Source organism: Chitinophaga filiformis, assembly GCF_900102545.1.
In the GTDB taxonomy this organism is placed as follows: domain Bacteria; phylum Bacteroidota; class Bacteroidia; order Chitinophagales; family Chitinophagaceae; genus Chitinophaga; species Chitinophaga filiformis.
Genome location: NZ_FNBN01000002.1, coordinates 58,554 through 82,185 on the forward strand (window position 1 = coordinate 58,554; position 23,632 = coordinate 82,185).

Annotated in this window: 21 protein-coding genes; 7 read left to right on the forward strand and 14 right to left on the reverse strand. The window is 46.2% G+C overall.

Annotation, left to right across the window (positions count from 1 at the left end):
• Positions 1–10 precede the first annotated feature (10 nt).
• Positions 11–508: a DinB family protein gene (locus BLR32_RS07105; protein WP_089830072.1), complete on the forward strand. Its 498-nt coding sequence runs from the start codon at positions 11–13 to the stop codon at positions 506–508.
• Between the two features lie 134 nt (positions 509–642).
• A complete protein-coding gene (locus tag BLR32_RS07110) occupies positions 643–1,065 on the forward strand; it encodes a VOC family protein (protein ID WP_089830074.1) in 423 nt (140 codons plus the stop codon).
• Positions 1,066–1,153: 88 nt separating this feature from the next.
• Here the strand turns inward: BLR32_RS07110 and BLR32_RS07115 are convergent, their stop codons facing one another.
• The 7 genes from BLR32_RS07115 to BLR32_RS07145 form a co-directional block, all read right to left on the reverse strand.
• The gene (locus BLR32_RS07115; protein WP_089830076.1) at positions 1,154–2,491 is read right to left on the reverse strand and encodes an alkaline phosphatase family protein; all 1,338 of its coding nucleotides are present in this window, start codon (positions 2,489–2,491) and stop codon (positions 1,154–1,156) included.
• A gap of 92 nt (positions 2,492–2,583) precedes the next feature.
• Complete coding sequence (locus BLR32_RS07120) at positions 2,584–3,636, reverse strand: acyltransferase family protein (protein ID WP_089830077.1); 1,053 nt, start codon at positions 3,634–3,636, stop codon at positions 2,584–2,586.
• A 25-nt stretch (positions 3,637–3,661) separates the two neighbouring features.
• On the reverse strand, positions 3,662–4,516 hold the full coding sequence (locus tag BLR32_RS07125) for a PKD domain-containing protein (protein ID WP_089830079.1): 855 nt from the start codon (positions 4,514–4,516) through the stop codon (positions 3,662–3,664).
• A gap of 18 nt (positions 4,517–4,534) precedes the next feature.
• Complete coding sequence (locus tag BLR32_RS07130) at positions 4,535–6,049, reverse strand: RagB/SusD family nutrient uptake outer membrane protein (RefSeq protein WP_089830082.1); 1,515 nt, start codon at positions 6,047–6,049, stop codon at positions 4,535–4,537.
• 14 nt (positions 6,050–6,063) lie between these two features.
• Complete coding sequence (locus BLR32_RS07135; protein ID WP_089830084.1) at positions 6,064–9,324, reverse strand: SusC/RagA family TonB-linked outer membrane protein; 3,261 nt, start codon at positions 9,322–9,324, stop codon at positions 6,064–6,066.
• 190 nt (positions 9,325–9,514) lie between these two features.
• Positions 9,515–10,666 (reverse strand): FecR family protein, encoded by a 1,152-nt coding sequence (locus BLR32_RS07140; protein ID WP_089830086.1) that lies wholly within the window; start codon positions 10,664–10,666, stop codon positions 9,515–9,517.
• A 58-nt stretch (positions 10,667–10,724) separates the two neighbouring features.
• Positions 10,725–11,306, reverse strand: a complete 582-nt coding sequence (locus tag BLR32_RS07145; protein WP_089830088.1) for an RNA polymerase sigma factor — start codon at positions 11,304–11,306, stop codon at positions 10,725–10,727.
• A 121-nt stretch (positions 11,307–11,427) separates the two neighbouring features.
• Between BLR32_RS07145 and BLR32_RS07150 the strand changes: the two genes are divergently transcribed.
• Positions 11,428–12,288, forward strand: coding sequence for a hypothetical protein (locus BLR32_RS07150; RefSeq protein WP_089830091.1), 861 nt, complete (start codon positions 11,428–11,430; stop codon positions 12,286–12,288).
• 180 nt (positions 12,289–12,468) lie between these two features.
• On the opposite strand, the gene BLR32_RS07155 is transcribed toward BLR32_RS07150, so the two are convergent.
• Together BLR32_RS07155 and BLR32_RS34580 are read right to left on the reverse strand one after the other, a co-directional pair.
• Positions 12,469–13,560: a redoxin domain-containing protein gene (locus BLR32_RS07155; RefSeq protein WP_245705375.1), complete on the reverse strand. Its 1,092-nt coding sequence runs from the start codon at positions 13,558–13,560 to the stop codon at positions 12,469–12,471.
• A gap of 324 nt (positions 13,561–13,884) precedes the next feature.
• Positions 13,885–13,950, reverse strand: a complete 66-nt coding sequence (locus tag BLR32_RS34580; RefSeq protein WP_394331200.1) for a hypothetical protein — start codon at positions 13,948–13,950, stop codon at positions 13,885–13,887.
• A 97-nt stretch (positions 13,951–14,047) separates the two neighbouring features.
• On the opposite strand from BLR32_RS34580, the gene BLR32_RS07160 reads away from it, so the two are divergent.
• Entirely contained in the window at positions 14,048–14,419 is a 372-nt protein-coding gene (locus BLR32_RS07160) for a hypothetical protein (RefSeq protein WP_089830096.1), read from the forward strand.
• Positions 14,420–14,517: 98 nt separating this feature from the next.
• Here BLR32_RS07160 and BLR32_RS07165 read toward each other — a convergent pair whose 3' ends face one another.
• The 4 genes from BLR32_RS07165 to BLR32_RS07180 are packed head-to-tail and all read right to left on the reverse strand — an operon-like array spanning position 14,518 to position 18,924.
• Positions 14,518–14,925 carry a hypothetical protein gene (locus BLR32_RS07165; RefSeq protein ID WP_089830098.1) on the reverse strand — a complete coding sequence of 136 codons (408 nt, stop codon included), beginning with the start codon at positions 14,923–14,925 and terminating at the stop codon, positions 14,518–14,520.
• A 25-nt stretch (positions 14,926–14,950) separates the two neighbouring features.
• Positions 14,951–16,540 carry an MFS transporter gene (locus BLR32_RS07170; protein WP_089830100.1) on the reverse strand — a complete coding sequence of 530 codons (1,590 nt, stop codon included), beginning with the start codon at positions 16,538–16,540 and terminating at the stop codon, positions 14,951–14,953.
• Positions 16,533–17,600, reverse strand: a complete 1,068-nt coding sequence (locus BLR32_RS07175; RefSeq protein WP_089830102.1) for an HlyD family secretion protein — start codon at positions 17,598–17,600, stop codon at positions 16,533–16,535. The genes BLR32_RS07170 and BLR32_RS07175 overlap by 8 nt, the downstream gene beginning before the upstream one ends.
• Before the next feature lie 4 nt (positions 17,601–17,604).
• Positions 17,605–18,924 (reverse strand): TolC family protein, encoded by a 1,320-nt coding sequence (locus BLR32_RS07180; RefSeq protein WP_089830104.1) that lies wholly within the window; start codon positions 18,922–18,924, stop codon positions 17,605–17,607.
• A gap of 120 nt (positions 18,925–19,044) precedes the next feature.
• On the opposite strand from BLR32_RS07180, the gene BLR32_RS07185 reads away from it, so the two are divergent.
• Entirely contained in the window at positions 19,045–19,830 is a 786-nt protein-coding gene (locus BLR32_RS07185; protein WP_089830106.1) for a helix-turn-helix domain-containing protein, read from the forward strand.
• 305 nt (positions 19,831–20,135) lie between these two features.
• Here BLR32_RS07185 and BLR32_RS07190 read toward each other — a convergent pair whose 3' ends face one another.
• Entirely contained in the window at positions 20,136–21,665 is a 1,530-nt protein-coding gene (locus tag BLR32_RS07190) for a choice-of-anchor Q domain-containing protein (RefSeq protein WP_089830107.1), read from the reverse strand.
• Positions 21,666–21,875: 210 nt separating this feature from the next.
• Here BLR32_RS07190 and BLR32_RS07195 point away from each other — a divergent pair, with 210 nt between their 5' ends.
• Entirely contained in the window at positions 21,876–22,346 is a 471-nt protein-coding gene (locus BLR32_RS07195) for a glycine zipper family protein (RefSeq protein ID WP_089832085.1), read from the forward strand.
• 155 nt (positions 22,347–22,501) lie between these two features.
• A complete protein-coding gene (locus BLR32_RS07200) occupies positions 22,502–23,578 on the forward strand; it encodes an alpha/beta fold hydrolase (RefSeq protein ID WP_089830109.1) in 1,077 nt (358 codons plus the stop codon).
• The last annotated feature ends 54 nt before the right edge of the window (positions 23,579–23,632 follow it).

The window sequence follows — 23,632 nt, forward strand, 5'->3', positions numbered from 1 at the left end:
CATTTGTAACATGACACAGCAACTGACCACTTCTGCCACAGTAATTACCCCTGAGGAACTCCTGGAACACTGGCAGGGACATCGCAGAGTAACCCGCAGGACGATTGAAGCCTTCCCTGAAACCGAGCTTTTTACCTTCTCTGTAGGAGGCATGCGCCCATTTGCAGAACTGGCCCTTGAAATGATCAATATGGCCAATCCGGGTATTGACGGCATCGTTACCGGTCAATGGTTACCCTACGGACAACAGGAACAATTTTCCGCTCCGCAGACCAAGGAAGCCCTGTTGTATCTCTGGGATGAAGTAACTGAAAAGCTTAACCGTTTATGGCCGCAGATCAAACCTGAGAGATTCCACGAAGTGGACCTGGCATTCGGACAATGGGAAGGCACCATTCAATTCCTCCTGTTTTATTTTATCGATAATGAAATTCATCACAGGGCGCAGGGATTTGTATACCTGCGGGCATTGGGTATTGAACCACCTCATTTCTGGGACAGGGCATAAGTAGCGGAATGATGTCGCAAACCCACCCCCATATTGTCTTGTATGGCCACCCTTTGAATCTGATTATCAGTCTAAATTTGAATTATTCCTTAACACGCGAAAGAAGTATTCTCTAACATTCAAAAAAAAATGACATGGCTGCACTTAACCCTTATCTGATCTTCAATGGTAATTGTGAGGATGCATTCAATTTTTACAAGTCTGTGTTTGGCGTAGAATTCCAAATGATTTCAAAATTCAAGGACATGCCGGATAACCAATGCCCTGCTGCTGATGAGAACAAAATCATGCACGTATCAATGGCTATTGGCAACAAAGGCGATGTGCTGATGGGCAGCGATAACGGCTCCGGAATGGGTGATGTTGCTGTTGGTAATAACTTCTCCATTTCTATCAGTGCAAGCTCTGAAGAAGAAACAAAGAAATTATTCGACGGCCTTGCTGCAGGCGGTAACACTACAATGCCGCTGGCCCCTACTTTCTGGTCGCCACTTTTCGGCATGCTGACCGACAAATTTGGTGTTAACTGGATGGTGGGCTACGACAAACAATCCTGATCTGCTACACAAACTGAGAAGCCTTTAAATCCCATGCGGGACTTAAAGGCTTCTTTTTACACGGGTATTTCATAGATAGTAGGTCTCTTTATTTCAGCACACCTGCCGGAATGTGCCCGTCGGCCGTGTTAAATGACAATCCTAACAACTTCGCGATAATCGGTGCTACGTCTGTCAGGTCCATCTCTTTTACCGTATTCCCTTTTGCAATACCAGCCCCATATGCTACAAAGCCAGTCTGGATCTCACGGAAGTCAGGATAAAACCCATGTGTACCACCCTTCGCAGCTTTCACAACAGTTCCCTTCACACCGGCACCGATGGTTACACCCGGAGCCGCTGCCAACGCCAGTGCCGCATTAGGATCTGCACCGATGGCATCCAGTTGTTTACGGTCAATTATTTTAAACAGTTGCTGCTGATCAGCCGGCAAATGCGCCAGGATCTCTTTTACCTTTTCCAGCGAAGCCTTATCATGCTTATCTTTCAGATGTAAGAATGCAGAACCACCTGCAGAGTGAAACCGCGCCTTCCAGTTACCACTGTCTATATCAGTGATCAGTCCTGCATCAGCCAGTAATACATTCGGAGAGAATGACTGCTGAATATCCACAAAGCCATGATCGCCTGTTACGATGACAGTAGTGCTGTCTTTGATGCCGGCCCTGATCAATGCCTCCAGGATAGTGCCGATAGCCCTGTCGGCGCCTGCTACTGATTTTCTCACCAGTAAGCCATCCCGGCCCTGCATATGCTCATAGTGATCTGTACAGGCCAGGTGTAAAGTGGTAAAAGCAGGTTTATATTTTGTGATGATATAAGCCCCCATTCTTGCCACGTTCTCATCCATCACCAGTTCCTCTCTTACCATGGAAAAATCATCCGCGCCCAGCTTACCGGTGGCATTGTCCTGCAGTTCCTGCCAGAGACCAGCAGGTGTGGTTGCTTCGGCGGTTGCTTCTCTCCTGTCGGTCGACTTACCAATCGGCCAGATATCCGGCACGTTATAGTCTATCGGACCACCCACCGTTACCGGCCAGATCACATTGGCATTCGTTTTACCGGCTTTATGTACGGCATCGTATAAGGTAGGCACCTTGATACCGCTATAGTAGAAATACCATACGCCACTGGCCTTTCCTTCCTCAAAAGGTGCATTGTAATAAATACCGTGTTTGGCAGGTTTTACGCCTGTAATGATCGTAGTATGATCAGGATAGGTCACACTTGGAAACACACAGTTCACACCATCAGCAGATACACCGTTCTCCTTCATCATCCTGAGATTATTCATGCCCCAGGATGCTTCCTTGTAGAAATCAGGACGGAATCCGTCAATAGTGATCAATACAACATGACCTGTCTGTTGTGCGGCGGCTGACAATGTTAACAGTAGCCCTCCTGCCATTGCATAGATTCGCTTCATCTTCGCTGTCTTGTTTATAGGAAGAACTGTAAGATGAACTGGTCACCGTCAGCAGGTCAGGTTAAGAAATTGTTATGAAGAGATAGCGGCCCTTATAACTTAAAGAAGATCTTCTTTTTATACAGCCAGTAGCACAGGTACCACTCCAGCGCCCAGGTAACCAGCGCCGCCATTATATGCCATGGCACAAAGATGCCCACTACCCCATTCACCCATTGCGCGCCGACCGTCTCAAAGAACAGGTAGATAAAAATAGCGTTCATCCCAACAACCACGGCTATCCATGTATATCGCTGATGGTCCCTTACATCTATCCACCAATAAAGGAAAGATAGTATGAGCGATACCCAGCCGGCAGATGCCAGTACAAACCCGGCTGTACTGATCCGCTTAATGATGGGTGAAAGTCCTGTCAGGTCTGCGCCAAACCCGAGAACCAGTAATATGACCCCAGCTACAGCAAGTATGCCCACCTTGCGTTTACCATCTACTGCTGAGGATAATAATTTCCCTGCTGTTACTCCCCACACTGTATGTGCTGCTGTAGGAATGATATTGATGGCCACCCAGCCATCCTGATTGATCTTTCCCATCAACAGCGTATCCATATAGGCGCCGAAGTTATGGTACTCCACAAAGGGCTGGTCATACCCCGGCATCAGGATGCTACGGTAGAGGATGTCATTCAGCAGGATCAGGAATAGTCCTGTACAGACCTGGACGGTATAGGACCGGCCAATCACCAGGTAGGCAATGATACCGGTTACAGACAATTGGGTCAGCACATTCCATAGTTCCCACACCAGTTTACCTGCATATACGCAATGCAGGCCCGTTCCTAACAGGAAGAGCTTTGCACTGCGTATAGCGATATGCTTAAAATTCTGTTCCCAGTTAATACCTTTTCGTCGTTTGCTTTCATAGGATATATACATCGCCGTACCCGCCATGAACATGAAGGCGGGTTGCACCAGGTCCCAGAAACGCAAACCATGCCAGGGATGATGAAAGAATTGCCGGATAAAAGCATTGTCATGCCAGTCCCTGATCGACTCATATACCCGGCAACTTTCGCCCGCCAGTAATATCATGATCACTCCACGCATGACATCCAGCGATAATAAACGGCCGGTCTGTTTTTCCATTATTGATTGTTGGGTTACGTAGGAATTATTCAAAGTTGATGAGCACCGAAGACTGTCCCTTGTCGGGCATATCTCCCAGTGTGGCAGACCAGTCGCCCTTTGTTGCCTCAATACCAATGCGCAGGGCAGTCGTAGCAGCCAGGCCTTTCAGCTTCGCACGGGAGAGGCGCAGCTCGAACTTCAGCACACCGCCATCCTGTTGTTTAGTACCCAGGGTGTAAAACTCCGTCACCCCAGATGCGTCGAAAGTGAAGGCATTCTGAGCGCCCTTGTGATAGAACGCGTCAAACCAGTCGGCCAGCACCGCTCCTTCCAGTAACACATCATATCCTCCGTCGGGGAAGGTACCAGTTAGCAGTCCGGTTGCCGGGTTGTTATCAGTGTCCATATAAAAATCGAATATATCGGCATTTTCCGCCTTAGAATTCATTTCCAGGTACACATACACATACGAGGCGTCATAATCGAATTTTGCCCGCTTAAAATACTTTTCTCCTGCACCGGAAGTGATCTCATGATCCGTTACATGATCCCAGTCGGCCAGTGAGTTATCATCCATCTTTACAGGGGAGGTCTTGGCGATATACAATACCGTCGAACCCTCTGTTACCTTTCCATCTTTGGTAGTCGCATAAAGCGTAGGCACATACTTGCCTTTACCGGGATAGGTATGTACAGGGCTTTCCTCTTCCGAAGTAGTCCCATCTCCGAAATTCCATTTGTAAGACACCGCGCCTTCTGTTTTGTTGGTGAAGGTCACGTCATTGCCATTGATGCTGACCTCATAGAAAACATCCGCATCCGGTGTTACTTTATCGTCGCTGCAACCGCCGATAAGTGCAGCTGCTATCATAAAGAAGGTATATCTGAATAAACGCATAGTGATCAGGATTTTAGATTAAGGATTCTGTGAGCACAGTTTGTTGGTCTGGGTCTCGTCGATCGGAATGTAATAGATCACCCGTTTATTGTCCGGGGCAATGATCATATTCTCATATCCCGCGGGCTTCTTACTGAGATCTATATCCGATTCTTTCAGTCCCGGCAGATGATAACCCCAGTAAGTCCTGTTCATGCTTAATTTATTGCGGTACACATCAAATGTGCGGTGTCCTTCAAAAGCCAGCTCTATTCTTCTTTCCTTCAGTACTGTTTCAAGCGCTGTCTTGCCTGCAGGCAGTTGTCCGTTATATAATGAGCCCTGCAATCCCCTGTTCTTCCTGATCATATCCACGTCTTCCAGTGCAGCAGTGACATTACCTGCTTTGGCTTCCGCCTCTGCCTTGTTGAGATACATCTCTGCCAGCCGGAAAAGTATCGGGGAACTGAGCGTAGGACTCCCTCCCTGGCCGGAGAATTTCATGATATAATACGTTTCAATGCCATTCTTTTTCTGCAGATTTCCTGATCCGTCTTTCAATGGTACAATATAAGACCAGCGGATATCTTCCGGATGAGCGGACATGGTATCGCGCAGCGATTGCGAAGCAAACTCCTCTCCCCAGCCGGAATTGCCATCAGAGTAGATCATGGAGGCAATAGAACCGGCCTTACCATAATCATCTACAGTGGTAAAAGCCGCACAAAGGATCGTCTCTTTACTGCCACCTGCATTGGCAAACATAGAGGTATAACCTGCTGCGGTTTCCAGTGTGAACCTGCCGGAATTGATCACTTTATTGCTATAAAAAATAGTACTGTCATTATCTCCTTTATAGAGATACGCACGAGACAATAATGCCCATGCAGCCTCGCGGGAAGCATACTGTACACCACGTTGCTCTGCCATCAGCTCAGCACCTTTTGCTGCATCTGCAATGATAGAGGCATATACCTCTGCTACGGTTGATCGCGCCTTGGATGCAGGATCACTGGTAGACGTACGCAGGATAATGCCTGCTGCGGATGCATCTTCTGCATAAGGACGGGCATAGAACTTAGCCAGGTTGAAGTGACAGAAAGCCCGTAGGAAGTAACACTCCCCTATCAGCTGTTGCACTGTTGCATCCGGGTTCTGGATACCTTCAGCAGCTTCTATCACGGTATTCACATCATTGATGATCTTGTAGGAGATATACCAGAAATAACGGCTGTTTGTTTGCGTGGGCGTATGGTTAAGCGAGAAGCTGTAATACAACGGATCAGTAGTGGTTTGTGCGCAGACAATATCATCGCTGGCAAAATCACTCATCTGAAAATACTGCCGCAGGTACATATTGTTCAGGTCTGTAGTCCCATTGAACTCCACGTGATCCTTGAACAGCGCATATGCTCCATTCAATGCCTGTTTCAATCCCTGTGTTGTTTGTGTCAGGTTACCCGGAGTCAGGGAGTCGCTGGGACTAATGTCTTTCAGACAACTGCCGAACAACAGCGGGAACGTAAGTATGATAAGAAGAATTCTTGTTGTCATGTGCTGATAGTTTACTAAAACCTGATATTGATGTTAAACAGATACTGGCGGTTGTTCGGATATTTGAAATCCGATACGCCAGGCATTACATAACTGCCAGAGGTAATAGTTGTAGCAGGATCCTGTCCGAGGAACTTCGTGAACGTATATACATTATCTGCCGTCAGGGAAAGCGTTACACCATCCATATGCCAGCGGCTCACCCATAATTTAGGCAGCTTATAAGACAGTGAAATATTACGGATAGCGAGGAAGTCGCCGTCTTTCAGGTAACGGGTGGATGTTTCTGTAGAATTAGCGGCGTTCTGCGGACTAGGCTCCGTAGCCACATCTCCCGGGTGTGTCCAGATCTTATAACCTGAAGGCAGTTTGATCTGGTTGTAGTAAGGCTCGTTACCATCATTCATCACAAAGCGCAGACTGTTACTGAACACCTTATTACCTGTCAGGTAATAGGCATTCACACTAAGAGATATGTTTTTGTATGTCCATTGTGAGTTAAAACCTCCCTGCAGTTTCGGCAAAGCAGAACCCACTTCCTGGTAAGTAGCACTGGCATAATCGGAAGTAGCCGTGCGTGAGATCTCTTTACCATTGGCGTCTCTGTTAATCACTTCCCATTGCGGCGCTCCTGTTTCTTTATTTACCCCCAGCCATTTAGGCATGTAAAACTCGTACAGGTTACCATCATTCCGGTATATCTGGGAGATGCTCCAGGTAGGCTGTGTACGTGTGATATCACTGGGCAGGTCTCTCAGTTTATTAGTGTTATAATTGAGATTCAGGTCTGTTGTCCATTCAAAGTCGTTCGACTTGATATTGATCGTGCTGATGGTGAACTCTATTCCATTATTAATCACCTGTCCTACGTTCTCCCAACGCTGTTCAAAACCTACTGACAGTGGTTGTGGCACCTGCAACAGCAATTTATCAGTTACGTTGTTATAAGCATCTATCGTAAGGTTGATCCTGTTGAACAGACCGATGTCCAGTCCCAGGTTCAGCTGTCTTTTACTTTCCCAGGTCAGGTCAGGACTGGGCAATTGTGAAGGCGTAGCGGCCGTACCACCGTTGTACTGACTGCTCAGAGAATAGAGTCCCAGGTAACGGGAAGAGCCTATATCCTGTGTACCGGTTACGCCATAGCTGGCTCTCAGTTTCAGGTTGCTGAACAGTTTATTACCCAACAGGAAATCCTCATTGCTGATCTGCCAGGCCGCAGATACTGCGGGGAAAGAACCATAACGGCGGTTGGAAGGGAATGCGGTAGAACCATCCACACGATAGGATCCCGTCAGGAAATATTTATCCCTGTAACTATAGTTAATCTGTGAGATAAGGGATTGTATAATAGACTGGTCATTAGAACCTGTTACCAGCTGGTTGTTAGATACGACATTCAATACTTTCAGTCCTTCCGGCAAGCCTTTACCGGACGCCCCCAATATTTCCGTTTTACTGTTTTCTATCGCAATACCGGCCAGACCACTGATGGTATGATCACCTTTACGGAAGTTAAACTTCAGCAGGTCATTGGAAATGATCCCGTAAGATAAAGTGCTCAGTTCATTCAGGAAACCAGTACCGTTATATTGTCCGGCCACTACTGATGAATAATAATCGGTCCCCTTATTGTAGCTCACAGCAGCCCTGTTGCTGCTGGAGAAAGACAGCCAGTCGGTGATATTTACATTCAGGCCCAGGTCATAATTGACGTCAAAGTTCTTATACGGGTGATTCGAGTTTTTAATGGTGTGTATAGGGTTGACTTTATCCCTCGACCACCATTTAAAAGTGGAGTTACCATCTACATATACCGGCTGACCGTTAGCATCGTAGGGATTATCCCATGGCATGTTCAGGTAAGCGTAGTATACATCATCGTAGTTATAACTTTTACCGGTAGATCCGCTGATGTTGATATTATTGCTGACACTCACATGTTTAGAGAAATGATAGGTGGAATTTCCACGCAGGTTGATACGCTGGTACCCGGTATTCATGAAAGTACCCTTTTCATTATAGTAGGAAAGACCAGTATAATATTCACTCTTCTCTGTGCTGCCGCTGGCTGACAAATAGATATTCTGCATAGGGGCTGTCTCGAACATGGTATTCAGCCAGCTGTAATTCTGATCGCGCAGGGTTCTGGGTCTTTCGGCGTAAAACTTGAGGATATCAATCTTATAGGAATTATTATCAGTGCCTGGGATATAGTCCCGGTAGAATTCTTTATGACGTTCATACAACTCGCTGCCGTTCATCATCTTCATCTTGCCAAAGTCTGGTTTGCGGAAGCCCGTAGTCACCTTTGCTTCAAAACGCACCTTACCCAGTTTAGCCTTTTTCGTTGTGACGATGATCACCCCGGCATTGGCCTGTGAACCATACATAGCGGTAGCGCCTGCATCTTTCAATACGGTGATGCTTTCAACGTCATTGGGGTCATAGTTACCACCAATGATACCATCCACCACAAACAGGGGGCTTTGTGAAGCATTCACGGAAGACACACCTCTCAGGCGGAGTTCCGCCGCAGTACCTGGCACACCGGAGCTGTTCACTACCTGCAGACCGGCTACCTTTCCCTGCAGCATGCTACCTACGTCATTGGTGGTAACATCCTTCAGTTTCTCAGATGATACAACAGTCACAGCGCTGGTCAGCTCACTTTTCTTTTTGTCGCTATATCCCACCACCACTACTTCATTAAAGTTGCGGGTATCTTCTTCCAGCTGCAGATGGATCTGCGCAGCGGCAGGTATTTCTTTGGTAGCGAAGCCTATATTGCTGATCACCAGCACATCACCGGGGTGCAGATCGCGCAATACGAAACGCCCTTGGCTGTCAGTCTGCGTACCTTTCTTTGAACCCTTCACCAGTATAGTGGCGCCGGGCAAAGGCACATTATTGCTCGTGCTGATCACGCCTGTTGCGGTAATGAGCGAATCGGCTGCCGACCCGGGGCTACTTCCCGGAGGGGCTAGTTTCTTAATAACAAAGTTCTTTCCTTCAAGTGCATATGCTATCTGCTGGTTGCGGAGGCAGAGGTCCAGTACTTCCTGTACAGATGCCTCTTTCACATGGAAGGTAACGGGAATGGTATTGGCAAGCACCCTTTCCGAATAGATGATAGACACACCGGTCTGGGTGATAATCTCTGCGAATACATCCCGCAGGGGCATATTTTTCGCGTTTAAAGTTACCTTCTGGGAATACCCGGCAGCACTCACATGCAGGATGGTTACCAGCAGCAGGAACGTGGTCAGTTTCATAACCAGGCAAATTTTGGTTGATAGCCCGCGCGGAGAGCGGGCCTGTACATAACAGTCGAAATGCATACTTTTGCAGTGTTTGGTGGTACTTAAATGGTCTTACAGCGATTATTATGAGAACACCAGATAAGTTGCCGGAGGTGTTGCGAGCATCTCCGGTTTATTTGATTGTCCTCCTGGTTGATATTTACTACGGTAATACGATTACCTTTCTTCCTTCGACCTTGAAATGATTATAGCCGTTTCCTTCCAGCAAAGCCAGTATATCGGTCAGCTGGAGGTTTCTTCCAATACCGCCCCCATACAATTCCGTTCCGGGACTGGTCGTGTAGACGATATCTACATCGTACCAGCGGGCCACTTCCCTCAGAATAGCGGGCAAAGCCATGTTATTGAATACAAACAATCCGTTCTTCCACGCGGTTACTTTTCTGATGTCTGCTGTTCTGACCGTAAGCTGATGGTCTTCATTGTTGATTACCGCCTGTTGGCCTGGGCGTAACAATTGTTCATGGCTGCCTTCCTTCACCTGGATGCTGCCTGTCAGTAACGTGGTATTAATAGTGGCTTCGTCCCTGTAAGCCATGATATCGAAGTCGGTACCCAGCACCTGTACCTCCATATTCTGCACTTTTACCTTAAATGGCTGCCGGGCATTGGCAGCTACTTCGAAGTATCCCTGTCCCTCCAGTTCCACCACTCTTTCATTGCCGGTAAATGCGGTAGGATAACGCAACATGGAGGCTGAGTTCAGCCATACTTTGGTGCCATCGGGCAATACCACTCTGAATTGTCCTCCTCTGGGGGTAGTCAGCTTGTTGTAGTGTACGCTGCCGTCTGTGGGCTGATTGCCATATGATAATTGTCCGTTTTGCTGCTGAATAGCCACTCCTCCCTGCCTGATCACCTGTTTGCCGGCACTGTCCAACGTTACCACCGAACCATCTGCCAGGGTCAGCATGGCCCTGTTGCTGCCAGGCGCAATCAATACCATACCTTTCTGCACTGCCAGCTCTGGCTGCTGTCCGGCTTGTCTGCGTCCCAGGAGCCAGTAGGCGGCGCCTGCCAGCAGGAGGACCGCTGCTGCCGCAGCTACCCGTTTCAGGATGATGACCGTCCCGCGGGATGGTGACACCGGCTTTATCTGCTGGTATGCCTGCTCATAATCGATATCCGGTACCGGCAGTTCGGCATGCCAGCTCTCTTCCAGGAAACGGTCGAGCGCTTCCGGATCATCTCCCTTACCAATAGCTGCAAAAAGCTCATCCAGCTCTTCCCGGCTGCATGATTTATTCACATAACGTTCTAAGAGATAAGCAATTCTTGTTTGATGATCAGGCATATAATAGTAAAGACGGATGTCAAAGAAAAAAGGACCGCGGATATGTAAACTTTTTTTTTCAGGGGGTGACCAGCACGAACAGGACAAATAATAATTCCGAATGCCGGGACAGGAATTGACGAAGGAACCGCAAGGTTTCCACCTGGACGTTTTTCACCCGGCTTTTAGACAATTGCAGCCGGCTGGCAATGGTGGCGTGATCCAGGCCCTCCTGCCGGCTTAAATAGAAGATGGTACGCTGTTGCTCGGTAAGTCGGGAAAGGGCGGCATTGATCAGTTGCTGGCTTTCCCGGGCATCCAGTTGCAGGTCAAGGGCATCTGCCACGCCGGAGATATTCGACCATACATGGTCCACCAGTTTTTGCTGCTGCGCTATTTTCCGGAGATGGTCCAGGGTTTTATTCCTGGCGATAATAAAGATATAATTACCGGGATTGACGATGGGTGGTAATTGCTCCCGGTTGGCCCATAGTTTCAGAAAGGTGTCCTGCAGGATGTCTTCAGCATCTACGGCAGAATGGGTCAGATGGAACACAAAAGCAGCTACCTGCCTGCTATGCCGGTCATATAACTCCTTAAAGGCGCTTTCATCGCCTTTTTTCATCCTTAATAACAGGTCGGTATCGGTATCTGGCTGCATGCGTAAAACCGCTGTTTCCCTTTAGCTGCTTAAAATGTTATCCAGCTAAAAATACAAAAAACTAGACTTATCCTTCCTATATTGCATCCCAATTATTATATCAGATAAATCCCCTATTCCTATGCATGCTCCGGGTACCCTCTACGAGGCTTCAGGCCAGTTCATACCCAAACGCCTGGCAATTTCAACACTGATCGGTATAATACTGGCGGTCTTTATAGGCTGGCTGTATTATCTTCTCAGCCTGGTCAATCCAATTATATACCTGAATTTCATTGTACTGGGCCTGGCAATGTTTGGCGCCGCCGCGGCATTCACAATCATTCTTTATCATAGCCAAAGCAGGCACACAAAGCTCAATACCGCCATCGTCGTCTTGCTCTGTTATTTGACCTGGTCGTCACAATGGGCATTTTTCAATCTGCACTGGCATTTGGGGTATTCCTTCTGGGGAGGCCTTTTAAATCCCCTGACCACTTTAAAGATCATTAGTGCCCGGGGAGACCAGATCGATATAGGGCACTTTTCTTTTCGCGGAGGATTCCAATACCTGTGCTATATAGCAGAACTGGCAGCTTTTATGCTGGCAGCCAAATGGGTAACCGCTTCCAAAGACTATTTCTGTGAAGACTGCAAGCAATTTTATACGCAGCGGGCATCTCATCTTGTGGAACCGGAAATAGAAAACTTCCATCTGCTGCAGGAAATGGGAGGAACAGATCATCAATACCGGTTCCTGCCCCAGCTTGTATTTGTAAAGAAGCTGACACCGATATATGCAGCGCAAAAGCCTGTTGTGAAAGTAACGCTCCACTATTGCGCTAAATGCCACGAGAATAACATCGTGAGCGTATCTTCTTTTATGCAGGACCTGGACAGTACTAATAAGTTAACAACGCCGCTGATAAAGGAACAGCCAATAACGACGGGTATGTATATCGCTAAAGCTACAGCAGATGCCTTACAGCGAAAATTCGCCTGACAGGTATTCACAAACAATACATTCAACATAACGCAAAGGGACCCCTACTGGAGTCCCTTTCTGTTGGTTTCGACGAATCTGAACGGAACCGCTGCCAAGGTTGCCCTGAGACAGCAGCCTTATATTGTTGCAAAATGTAAGGCAGCGATCCCCTTCAGATAGTCCCCGTTTATATTATGATCACTTTTTCCCGATTAAGCTGGTCAGCTTCTCTTCCAGCTGATTTCCCTTCAGGTTCCTGGCGATGATCTTTCCTGTTTCATCTATCAGTACGTTCTGAGGTACTGCGGAGATTTTGTACAACTGGGCTATTTCGTTCTTCATGAACTTCAGATCAGACACATTATAACCAGTCAGTCTGTCTTCACTGATCGCCTGATTCCATTGTTCCCTGCGACTTTCCAGCCCTACGTTTATCACCACAATCTTCTTGCTGTCATACCCTTTCACGATCTGTTTCAGTTCCTGGTTCTCGATCCTGGAAGCTGAGTTCCAGCTACCCCAGAAGTTCAGTAATACAAGCTTTCCTTTGAAGGAAGAGAGTGTTACCTTGTTACCATCCGGATCCTTCTGTGTAAAATCAGGAGCCTCAGTACCTACAGCAGCCTGTTTAGACTCGAGCAATTTCTTTTGAAATGCCTTTCCCCGTATAGTCTTTTTAGTTTTATCACTTAATATTTTATAAAGTGGTTCTACATCCGCATAGTCTACGAAGGCGCCTGCATATTCATCCAGCACATCAATGCTGATATACAGTTCAGGATTCTGCTGAATAAACTCCTTCATTTTCACTTTCCGCTCTTCCATTGCAGCGCGGAAACGTTCCATGTAGTTTCTCTTCGCAGCAAGTCCCTGTGTACTAACGTCAGAGAACATAGTATTGGATGACTCCTCGGTCAGTTTTTCAATCTTCGCATTGATCTCAGACATAAACGTCTGGTACTGTAGGTATTCGTCCTGTGTCTTACTTCCTGTTGCTTCGAAGTTTGCGATATCTTCATCGGAAGTCAGCCAGATGTTGGCGCCGGGTTCGATATACAAATGCGCAATGTTCTTAGCGCTGAAAAAATTCACTGGCTCACCATTCCTGCTTACCATCAACAGTGCGTTCACCGGGTAAGGTACGTACTGCATAATCTTGAAAAAACCATTCTCTACGTATGCTGAATCATATACAACATCACCGTCTACTGAATAACCTAAATAAACCACTGCCGGTGCTGGTAGTTTCCCGAGTTGGCCCCTGATATAGAAACTTGTCTGAGCAAACATTGGCATCGATATCAAGCACGCCACGAGAAACATCAAAATTCTGTTCATCTGTTATAACCTTTATAAAATGCTATATGAAATGTTGGAGATAATCAAAAAGACAAATGCGCATTATCGTTTGAATTATTCGTTTGACTATATGACAACATTTTTCACCCAATAAGCGTACAAGCGTTAAAAATTTTTTTAAAGTATTTGTTTCTGGCCCTGTGAAGTGATTTTTTGACAATCGGGCATAAAAAACGCGTAACTGATTTTGTTTCCGCTATTTAAAAGGCAATCTGGATAAAAATCCCGGATAGTAGCCACAGTCAAGTACTTTCATCAAAACAATTGATTATCACCGATTGAATAATTTTTTTCCTCGTATGAGCATATCCGTGAAAAAATATTTTATCCCCATAAGCAATAAAAGGCCTTCTTATATATAATAAATTATTAAATTGTATCCGGAGATAAGAAAAATTCTATCAAAAAGACAAGGCCTATGAGCAAAAAGCTACTTACCCTATTATTTTGTATTGCCGTTTCCACGTTCTCGTTATTTTATGGAAATGCTGCAGATGCGAAGGTTGCTAAAGCAACATTTACTGAAATCGGATATCAGAAAGATGCTGATTACTATTATACCTTTTACGTAAATCTTGGTAAAGACGATACAACACCACTGGCATATATTCAGGTACAGAAAAATGCTACCGGCACCGTATTGAAGCTGGAAAACTTCAAAGGCAATGTGGCGTACTGGAAAGGCTCACAGTTTACGATCAGAAATGAGGCAACCGTTTCGTTCTATGATGGAGAGAAGCTGGTGGAGAAGAAGTTGACAGGTGTGATTGAAGGTGGGGTAAAGATGTAAAACTAACCGATCAAATAAACAGGAAAGTCCTGAAGGCTGTTGCAAAAACAGTTTTCAGGACTTTTATAAATTCTTCTAATAATCGACCATGTCCCTTTTTAATCCCAACTCCCCGACAACGTCACCTCAAACACCTCATTCCCTACTTCCATTGCCAATGGGAAAATGATCTTGTACTTATCCATATTCACCTTTGCAGAACTAATCATCCCATCAGTATCACCCCATAACTGCACATAACATGTATTTTTATAAAACGGTTGTTTCACCGCCGATTCCAACCCAAGCGTAGCCGGCAAGGGCAGATCTGACGGATAGGATGCCGACTTGCCAACAACTCTCGCTGTATCCGCTGCATCCACGATCTTAATATAAATACGCTGCTGGCTCAATGCGGCTCCTTTATAAGCAGTAAGCGTAACTGTCTTTAATTTAAATTTCTCGTCTTTCTTGCTGCATGCGCTGATACCAACGACCAGCAGGAAAGCTAATATGATATGTTTCATTTGCTTTGATTAATTGAATAAATGATTATGCCGGCGACAACCTGCGGGAACGCAGATAAATAACCGTCCGATTCAGATAAGGAAAGAAGACGATCAACAACAGCGTGACAATCAGCATAACCGACATCAGCTCATAGTAATCCATCGCGAACCTGATCTGTACCTGTTTATTAACCGCATTTACCAGCAGCTTACTCGCTCCCCTACCCGATTGCTTCAACGGCAGCCCTTTGGATAACAGATTTCCCGAATGCAATAATAAAACCTGCCGTGCAGCATTATCGACTTTAGTCAGATGATCCTGAAACGCATTGTAATGCCTGCTCTTCTCATACAGTTCGCAAAAATTGATGACAGCAGCACTCGCACAAAAACCAATATATCCCATGGTGGAGCAGATAGATGTGGCAGATGGTCCGGCCGCGACTGACACAGAAGAGATTGCGTATATAATGGTTGGCACCAGGATTATACCTACGCCCAGTCCCTGTACCAGAAGTGGTAAGTAAAAATTATCTTCATTCGCCTCTGTATTGAACAGAAAAAACATGACCATATGAAAACCAAGCAACAGTAAAAAGCCCGGAAACCAGATCCACCGGATACTCTTCTTTTGCAGGATCATTGCACAGGAAATAATAACCCCGACTATAAGTCCTGCAAGATTAAAGCTGTTAATATAACTGATGTGCATAGGGTCCAGCCTGAGCACTGATGCGAAAAATGAATTGGTCACATTCATCGCAAAACGGCATATATACAGCACAAAGATCAGGAAGATCGCAAACCTGAAATTCCGGAACCGGAATATCTCCAGATCAAGGTAAGGGCGTTTCATGCTCTTTTGTCGCGCGATATAGATGATAACACTTACCGCAATCGCCAGTACACTATAAAAGATACGCGTATCTTCAAGCCAGTAATACTCCTGACCATAGATAGTTACATAGCCAAGCAATGTCAGTATCAGACTCCAGTATACAAAACTCTGCCAATCCAGTTTATACAAAGGAAAACGTACATTCAGCCTGACATTGTTCATACACGCCATTATCGAGCATAGACAAGGCAGGTAAGAGAACAACGCTACTTTATATACCCAGTTAAAATCGTACGAATCGATCAGATCTGCCGTCACCAGGTTGCTGAAAGGCAGGATACAGATCAGCATACCGAAAAATACGGAGAAGCTGATCTCCCTGGCCCTTTCACTATGCAGTCTTGTAAACATCAGGGATAAGGACAGGTTTACTGTACTGGAAAACAGCATGCCCTGGAAAAAGCGGACAGGAAAGAGAATATACAGCTCATTCGTATGATAGCAGGCCAACGTAGTTAATATTTCCAGTACTGTGAATATCACAAAGTATTCCTTTGCCGCCAGGTATCTGAAAAAACGCCGTTCCAGGCTATAAAAGCCTACATAACCGGCATAGAACAGCGCTACCGAAAACTGTATGTCCGCCGGCTCACTGCCATAAAATCCAGCCGCTGCATTGATATTCGCAAAGGGTAGAAAAAACAGCACCAGTGTGGGCAGGATAAGCGAGAACAATATGATCTTGATCGCCCATTCCGGCACCCAGTGTTTGAATATCGGGATGCCGTTAACCATTATGCTGCTGATTTTTATGCACGTAAACATTCACATTCATTCCCACCTTGAGGAGTGACCGCTGTTGTTTGTCGGCATCCACTCTGATCCTCACCGGCACACGCTGTACGATCTTTACATAGTTGCCGGTCGAATTGTCCGGTGGCAGCAGCGAAAAGCTGGAACCTGTCGCAGGCGACAATGAAATAATCGTCCCTTTGAACTCACGGTCGGGATAGGCGTCTGCGGTGAACTTCACTGTATCGCCGATATGCATACCTGCAATCTGCGTTTCTTTATAGTTGGCCACTACCCATTTATCAGTTTCATTATTCACGATGTAGGCCAGCACTTCGCCGACATTGATCATCTGCCCCACTTCCACTGTACGGCGGCCCATTCTGCCATCATAAGAAGCGGTGATCACGGTATAACTAACGTCCAGTTTATTCCGGTCCAGCAGGGCTTTCAGTCGCGCGATCTCAGCCTTTACTACGGCCTTTTCCGCAACAACATCTCCGATCTTCGATTCCGCAGCCTTATAATTTTCATTGGCTGTTTCATATTCACTTTTATTGACGTCCAGCGCCGCCTGAATATCCTCCAACTTTTGTTTGGTGGCAGATTCCTCCTTATACAACTGGGAGTACCGGTCAAAATCAAGCTGCTGTTTCCATACTCTGGCAGCATTGGCGTTAATCTGCGCCTTCGCTGAGCTGGCGCTCTTTCCCAGGGTGACAGTATTACTTTCCAACACCTGCAACTGCGCTTCCGCCTTTTGTATGGCAGCTTCCGTCTGGGCTACCTGCAGCGTGTATTCCCTATCGTCGATCAACAGCAGCGTGTCCCCCTTTTTCACATTCTGGTTCTCCTCAAATTTCACCGCAACAATAAACCCTCCTGCCCTGGAGATCACCGGGTTTACATATTCCTGTACCTGGGCATCATTTGTCAGTTCATATTCCCTGTACTCCCAAAGTGTGTATCCGCCCCAGATTGCCAGCGCTACGATAGTGATACCGGCGATCCATCCGGTGATCCTGGTAATAATACGATCTGTAACTGTGTATTTCTTTTTCATTTGTTTAAAGAACTCCGATAATATTTTGCAGTAAGTAATATTTATTCTGCGCCATAATACGCGCGGCGGCAAGTTCAAAGCGGGTTTGCAATAACTGTACATCCGCATCCAGCAGGTCTGTGATCAGGGATGTCTGACTGAAATAAGCGTTCCTGATAATGCGTGCATTCTCTTCAGCATGAGCTACATTCGCTTCTGCCACACCAATCTGCACCAGCGATTCCTTATACCGCAGGTAGGCTTCTTTGACCTGCTGCCTCACTTTATCTTCCGTATCCTTATGGGCCACTTCCTCTTTCTCCAGTTCCAGCCTTGCAGCACTTACCTTGTGTGTATTGTGGTACAGCTCCGATAAGGGAATTGAAGCCTTTAGACCGGCCACCCCAAGTGAATACCAGGCGGGATTGTATGGGAACAGGAAGATCTGAGGATTGGCATACGAGAAGTCGCTGTAGAGTCCAAGCTTCGGCCTGAAATTAGCCTTCACCTGTCTGAGATGCACCCTGCTGATCTCCGTTTGTTTCTCCGAAAGATGATATTCAAAAGAAGAATGTAAAGCAGACGCCAGATAATCTTCGTAAGACTGGCCAGCTACTTGTTCCTGCTCAAATTCTGTCGGCATGACGATCCGTTCATCAGGTTCACCTATAATTATATTGAGCTTTTGTGCAGCAACAAGAATATCATTCTCTATCGTCACAAGCGCCATCTTACGCCTTGAAAGTTCCAGCTCCACACGTAGTACATCGCTTTTCAACACAACGCCATGCTGCTGGAATGATCTGATCTCACGTAACTGCTTCTCCTGGTCGCTGATATCCTGGATGATCAGTTTCCGGAAGATCTGTGATTTCTGCAGGTCCAGATAAAGCGCCGCTGTCTGATAGCGGATGTCTGATGTCGTCTCATCACGCCTGATCTCTGTCAGCTGATGTAACAACTTACTTTCTTCGATCTTCAGGTTTAATTTATTACCGTTGTACAGGTTAAGATAAAGGTCCGCACCGGCCTTATACAATGTGTGGATGATCTCATGTTGCTGTGTATGCGGGGAGAAAAGGCCATTCTCATAGATGGGCATATTCGATGCCTTTTCCACGCTACCCGACATTTTTATTTCAGGTAATCGTTCCATTCTGGCATCCTTAATCTCTTCTTTGGCAATAGCGCTGGCCTTTCTGGTAATTTCAATCTGCCGGCTGTAAGCTTCTGCCTTATGCCAGGCTTCCGGCAATGTCAGCCGTATCGTATCTCCGGCCTGACCAAATGAGGCATTGCCGGCCAATAGTCCGGCCAATGCGATGATAATCTTTCTGTAATACATATTCGGAGCGCAAAGTTATATGGCCTGCTCATGTGTCATTTTTCCGAAATAGCCAACTTTTTCGGTATTCCCGCCAATTTTTGAACTAGCTTTGAAGCGAGAGAATAATCCGAAGATAAAATGGGACTTATTGCTGCTTTACCCGATATAGACAATCGGCCGGATAGCGTTTTTGTTATGCATGAGCGGTCTGAAAAGTTGATACCCCTCCATACACACAAGAAAGGACAGCTCAGTTATGTGGAAGGAGGTCTTGCCTACATTACTACCGAAAGCAAAACATATGTGGTACCCGCACGCCATTACTTCTGGATTCCCCCAGGCATTGTGCACGAATTGAAGATGGGTATTTCAGCAACTGTTCTGAGGTCATTATATTATTATGCAACTGACGATAGCAAGCATGAGTTTTATCAACGCTTAGGCATCTACCCTGCCAGCGAGCTGCTGATACAGATGATCAAATATACGGAGCGCTGGGATGAACGTCATGTGGATTGGAAAGATGATAATTTTGAATTCCTGGTAGCCCTGAAGAATATGTTACCAACCCTCAACCAGACATCGTTACCTGTTATACTGCCCAATACGGATCACTTGCAAATGCAGGCGATTATGCAATACCTGGAAAAACATTTAGACCAGAAACTAACGATCGCCGACATCAGCAAACACTTTGCCATGAGTGAACGCTCCCTCTCCCGCCTGTTCCAGACCGAACTGCATATTTCCTTCTTACAATATGTGAAAACACTTCGTATGATCACCGCTATAGAGATGATCGTCAAGACTCAGAAGCCGATCTCCGCAATCGCTTACGAAGTGGGTTATACGAATGCAGGCGCATTCAGCGACGCCTTCTACGACTTCACTATGCTTCGCCCTTCAGATCTCAGATCACATTGATGATATCACATTGATGATAATGACAAGAGGCGTATCAAACATAATTTGATACAACCTCCTTTCACCTGATAAGCTAAAGACCCCAACCAGTTATAGGAGCGCGCAAGTAGCACGCGGTTTCAGATGGGAATGTCGGGCCTTCGGCTCTCTGGTGATACGACCGATGCTGTCCAATCCATATTCAGCGCCCCTATTCGCTTGACAACGTCCAATAGCATTCCAGAGAGGCGCCGACCGACATCCCATACTGAAACCGAAGCTACTTAGCGTAACCATTTTCGTTGGTAATCGTTACAATAGTCCTTTTACAACGCCGTTTCATCCGCACCTATATCCACCCTGTTATTCTGCTTCCTCGACTGTTTATCTATATCCAGCTCTCCTGATGCCGGCACAAAAGCAGGATCACCTGCATTGATACAAGCCGAGCCACTGGCCAGGTGCAGATTCAGCGCTGCTGCCGTATTATTCACGAAAGAAGGATTACCATAAGTCGAATGCGCATCCAGTCCTGTACCCGCCTGAAAACCAGCCAGTGTGGTATAGAACCCGTCATTGCCCCAATCAAACGTGGAAGCACTTCCTGAACTGGTATAATATCTGTCATAATCCATTGCCAGATTGGTAGTAGTGTATCCCAGTAATTTGATCACTACGATATCGCTGGCTGATTGTATAATGTTATTGGAGAATGTTACGTGATCAGTATTCTGCAGACTGATCTCGCCTCCCCAGCCGCCTTTTGTATAATTTTTAAAAAGTGTGTTATTGCTGATAGTAGAATAAGCCACCTTACTACCAGAGGCATTCGAACCTATCAATAATCCTGCATCTATGTTATTATAGATAAAATTGCTGCGAATATTGATCCCCTCAGCCGTATTATTAGGGTTCTCACAACCAACAGTAATACCTGCGCCGTTATTAAAAGAAGTATTTCCTTCAATATTGATCCAACGGCCGCCATCTACATAAATACCTCCGCTGGTAGCTACCGGCGAAATACAGTTATAGACAACATTACCTTTTACATTTCCATTCCTGGCAAAGTTTACGCTGTCAGGCGCACCTGTCCAGCCATAATGTCCGGTCATATCTATTCCTATATTCCTGATATGGTGTACGATGTTATTTTCAATCAGGAAGTTATTGACGTTCCCCCCAATGGTCATCGCCTCACTATAACCGGGATTACAGGCATATACCTGGTTGCTGCCGAAATATATCTCGCTATAAGCAGTAGGTGTTGAGCCAACCAGTATCAGCGGATTGGCATTGTTTCCGGAGTTCGGCATCGCGGTGGAATCTGCTGTCCAGCCGATGTTATAGATCCGACAGGAGGTTATCTGCACATCTGTACCCGTTCCTTCGATATGGATACCGAAAGCACCCGGCCTGATATTATTGGCGATACGGATGTTATTGATCCGTATATGGCTTTTACTGACCACATGAAGCAGCGCAGGTCTGCTGTCATTCGTGGCGCCTACACCATCAATAATGACAGTACCGCTGGCATAGTTTGTCAACGTGATGGGTTCAGCAGCAGAAGCGCCGGAATGAGGCCACTCAAGCCGTTCCTTATAGGTACCGCCTGCTACATATATAGTAGCTCCAGCCCCTTCGGTCGTCTTGTCCAGCGCCTTCTGAATAGTTTTGAGGGCGGTGCTCTCTGAAGTACCGGCGTTGGCATCATTACCGGAAGTTCCGTTAACATAGTAGCTCGTGATAGCCAGCGCACCGGCTTGCAGGGTGTCTTTTTTGATCAGTTCACTTTCTTTTTTACTACATGAAATGAGGGTGGCCATTAACAGGCATGCAATAGCATTTTTCATTGTTGTTGGGTTTAATGGTTATGTCAATACTGTTAAAGACGAAACTCCCGATAGAAAGGACCGTTTAAGCGGATAATTCCTTGAAAATAAATAAATAGTAAAAAAATACCATTTACATCAATTTAATTTACAGTGGAATTAGGGAGAATTGACAAAAATGGCATAGTTTTGTCTACTGTACTGTATATTGATAAACCAAAAAATCAGGCTATGAAACAGTTATTTTTGAGCTTAGCAACAATCGTCACGCTATTCGCCTGTAATAACAAACCATCTCAGGAAGAGGCTATTGAAGCTGCCAAACAGGAAGCAGTAGACTCTGTTAATGCTGTTAACGAAGTAAAACAGCGTACCATCGATTCAATGAAGACTGTTAAAAATATCCGTGAGCACAGTGCACCAGCCACTGTTCATCACAGCAATAGCGGTAACGATAACAGCGCGCCGGCAGCAACAACTGCCACCACCACTACTACTGAAAAGAAAAAAGGTTGGAGCCACACTGCAAAAGGTGCTGTAGTGGGTGCAGGTACAGGTGCAGTTACCGGTGCTATTCTTAACAAGAACGACCGTCTGAAAGGTGCGGCTATCGGTACTGTTGTGGGTGCTGGTGCAGGTGCAGGTATCGGCGCGATCGTAGATCATCAGAAGAAGAAGAAAGAAGCTGCCAAACAGCAGTAAGCGCTTGTCAGCTTGAAATTATAAATAAGTCCCGGGTACGTAATGTGCCCGGGATTTTTTGTTATAAGCCCGAGGCCGAAAAATGACCAGCGGTTATTAAAACCGCCTGATTATACCTACTTTTTCATTCTCGTTGCAAACCAACGCTTATTGTCATGCTGAAGAAGTATTCATCTCTACTGCTGTCTCTTTTCCTGTTTGCGCAAATAAAGGCACAGTCATCTTATCCAACGCCTGTAGAAGGCACCTATACCGTTGAAAATTACATTTTTGAGAATGGGAAAAAACTGCCCCTGATGAATTTGCACTATTACACGATAGGCACTCCGCGTAAGGGCAAGGATGGAAAAGTAATGAATGCAGTACTAATCATGCATGGCACTACTGCATCTGCTGCCGGATTCATGGGAAAACAGTTTGCCGGCCAGTTATTCGGCCCCGGTCAGTTACTGGACGCCAGCAAATACTTTATCATACTGCCTGACGCTATTGGTCATGGTAAATCCAGCCGCCCGAGCGACAGCCTGCATATGCATTTCCCGGCATATACTTACAACGACATGGTGACTGCTGAATATATACTGCTCACTAAACATCTGGGTGTCGACCATCTCCGCCTGGTAATGGGTACTTCCATGGGCGCCATGCACACCTGGATATGGGGATACGCCTACCCCAACTTCATGGACGCTATGATGCCGCTGGCCTGTCAGCCAGCCCCTATCGTAGGCCGTAACAGGATGATGCGCAAAATGGCCATTGACCTGATCAAAATGGACCCGGCATGGCAGAATGGGGAATACAAATCACAGCCAACTATGGGATTGACGGGTGCCCTGTCCTCTTTCTTCTTCATGAATAGCAGTCCGCTGCAACTGCAACTTTCTGCGCCTACAAGAGAGACCGCCGATTCACTGGTAGTGCGAATGAGGAGAGCCAGTCTGGCCTCCCTGGATGCGAATGACGTTATTTATGCACTGGAAGCCTCGCGTTATTATAATCCTTCTCCTTATCTCTCGAAGATTAAAGCGCCTGTTTTCGCTATCAATTCAGCCGATGATGAGATCAATCCTGCAGAACTGGGCGTAATGGAAAGAGAGATCAAAAAAGTAAAGAACGGAAGATATATTCTGCTTCCTATTACAGACAAAACAGTTGGTCATGGCACTAATTCACTGCCTGCCGTGTGGGGACACTATCTGAAAGAGCTGTTAGAGATTTCAGAGAAATAATATGCAACTATACAGCGTGCCCCTTAAAGAAGCCTGGGATTCTTCTTTAAGGGG

Excerpts from the sequence above, each read along its gene's own strand:
- BLR32_RS07135 (WP_089830084.1), bottom strand. The coding sequence starts at position 9,324 with ATGAAACTGACCACGTTCCTGCTGCTGGTAACCATCCTGCATGTGAGT.
- BLR32_RS07140 (WP_089830086.1), bottom strand. The coding sequence starts at position 10,666 with ATGCCTGATCATCAAACAAGAATTGCTTATCTCTTAGAACGTTATGTG.
- BLR32_RS07175 (WP_089830102.1), bottom strand. The coding sequence starts at position 17,600 with ATGAAAAAGAAATACACAGTTACAGATCGTATTATTACCAGGATCACC.
- BLR32_RS07195 (WP_089832085.1), top strand. The coding sequence starts at position 21,876 with ATGAAACAGTTATTTTTGAGCTTAGCAACAATCGTCACGCTATTCGCC.
- BLR32_RS07130 (WP_089830082.1), bottom strand. The coding sequence starts at position 6,049 with ATGACAACAAGAATTCTTCTTATCATACTTACGTTCCCGCTGTTGTTC.
- BLR32_RS07155 (WP_245705375.1), bottom strand. The coding sequence starts at position 13,560 with ATGTTTGCTCAGACAAGTTTCTATATCAGGGGCCAACTCGGGAAACTA.
- BLR32_RS07160 (WP_089830096.1), top strand. The coding sequence starts at position 14,048 with ATGAGCAAAAAGCTACTTACCCTATTATTTTGTATTGCCGTTTCCACG.
- BLR32_RS07105 (WP_089830072.1), top strand. The coding sequence starts at position 11 with ATGACACAGCAACTGACCACTTCTGCCACAGTAATTACCCCTGAGGAA.
- BLR32_RS07125 (WP_089830079.1), bottom strand. The coding sequence starts at position 4,516 with ATGCGTTTATTCAGATATACCTTCTTTATGATAGCAGCTGCACTTATC.
- BLR32_RS07170 (WP_089830100.1), bottom strand. The coding sequence starts at position 16,540 with ATGGTTAACGGCATCCCGATATTCAAACACTGGGTGCCGGAATGGGCG.
- BLR32_RS07145 (WP_089830088.1), bottom strand. The coding sequence starts at position 11,306 with ATGCAGCCAGATACCGATACCGACCTGTTATTAAGGATGAAAAAAGGC.
- BLR32_RS07115 (WP_089830076.1), bottom strand. The coding sequence starts at position 2,491 with ATGAAGCGAATCTATGCAATGGCAGGAGGGCTACTGTTAACATTGTCA.
- BLR32_RS07200 (WP_089830109.1), top strand. The coding sequence starts at position 22,502 with ATGCTGAAGAAGTATTCATCTCTACTGCTGTCTCTTTTCCTGTTTGCG.
- BLR32_RS07180 (WP_089830104.1), bottom strand. The coding sequence starts at position 18,924 with ATGTATTACAGAAAGATTATCATCGCATTGGCCGGACTATTGGCCGGC.
- BLR32_RS07120 (WP_089830077.1), bottom strand. The coding sequence starts at position 3,636 with ATGGAAAAACAGACCGGCCGTTTATTATCGCTGGATGTCATGCGTGGA.
- BLR32_RS07190 (WP_089830107.1), bottom strand. The coding sequence starts at position 21,665 with ATGAAAAATGCTATTGCATGCCTGTTAATGGCCACCCTCATTTCATGT.
- BLR32_RS07110 (WP_089830074.1), top strand. The coding sequence starts at position 643 with ATGGCTGCACTTAACCCTTATCTGATCTTCAATGGTAATTGTGAGGAT.
- BLR32_RS07165 (WP_089830098.1), bottom strand. The coding sequence starts at position 14,925 with ATGAAACATATCATATTAGCTTTCCTGCTGGTCGTTGGTATCAGCGCA.
- BLR32_RS07150 (WP_089830091.1), top strand. The coding sequence starts at position 11,428 with ATGCATGCTCCGGGTACCCTCTACGAGGCTTCAGGCCAGTTCATACCC.
- BLR32_RS07185 (WP_089830106.1), top strand. The coding sequence starts at position 19,045 with ATGGGACTTATTGCTGCTTTACCCGATATAGACAATCGGCCGGATAGC.